At 32.7% G+C, this 1,172-nt stretch carries 2 pseudogenes; one reads left to right on the forward strand and one right to left on the reverse strand.

The annotated features are described in order from the left end of the window. A pseudogene (locus tag EKL98_RS16645) lies at positions 1–681 on the reverse strand (2-isopropylmalate synthase); the annotation flags it as partial. Between the two features lie 153 nt (positions 682–834). On the opposite strand from EKL98_RS16645, the pseudogene EKL98_RS16650 reads away from it, so the two are divergent. After that, positions 835–1,172, forward strand: a pseudogene (locus EKL98_RS16650) (hypothetical protein); the annotation flags it as partial.

Here is a 1,172-nt window from a genome sequence, read left to right on the forward strand (position 1 = left end):
TTCTATTTGTCTGGCACCGTTGATAACACCAGCAATCGAATTGGCTGTAGCCATTCCTAAATCATTATGACAATGACAAGAAAGAATTACGTTTTCGATGCCTTTTACGTTTTCTTTCAAGTATTTTATTTTTGCACCATATTCATCAGGCAAACAATATCCTGTTGTATCGGGAATATTTAATACAGTTGCTCCTGATTTTATGACTTCTTCACAGACTCGTGCCAAAAATTCATTATCCGTTCTACCCGCATCTTCTGCATAAAATTCTACATCTTCAACATATGATTTGGCATAAGAAACGGCATATTTTGCTCGGGCAATAATGTCTTCTCTTGTGGTATTAAGTTTGTGAACTATATGTGAATTTGACGTTCCAATTCCGGTATGAATACGGGGTCTTTTGGCGTATTTCAAAGCCGCCGCAGCCACATCAATATCGTTTTTAACAGCTCTTGTAAGTCCGCAAACCGTAGCGTTTTTTATAATTTTGCTTATTTCAGAAACAGATAAAAAATCACCGGGACTTGAAACAGGAAACCCAGCTTCAATTATATCAACTCCCATTTCGTCGAGACGAGCTGCAATTACTAGTTTTTGTTTGGTATCTAATTTACATCCTGGGACCTGTTCACCGTCTCTTAAAGTGGTATCAAAAATTTGGACTTTCTCTCTATTCATTTTAAAATATTTAATGTAATTTCACATCTTTGAACAAAAATAGATTTCATTCTTTTATAATAAAACTCATTTTTGTAAATTATACTGTTTATAAGGGATGTAAAATCTTTGTAAACTACTTAAAAACAATACGTTACTATACTATATTTTACAATGGCTAACCATCAAAAAGATTCTTTATTTGTTTTAATTAAATCCCTTTCAAAGTCTGAAAAAAGACAATTTAAGATTTTTGCTAGTCGTCTTGAAACGAGTTCAAATACAAAATTTATCGAATTATTCAATGTTTTGGATAAATCTGAAGCCTATGACGAGAAAATTATCTTGAAAAGTGGCGTCATCAAGAAAGCACAATTATCGAACCTTAAATCGTATTTATACAAACAAATATTAGTGAGTATTCGGTTGAATATTCCCAGCCAAAACATTCGCTACCAATTAAGAGAGCAAATTGATTTTGCGGCTATTTTATACAATAAAGGGTTGTACAA

The organism is Flavobacterium bomense, from assembly GCF_003970355.1.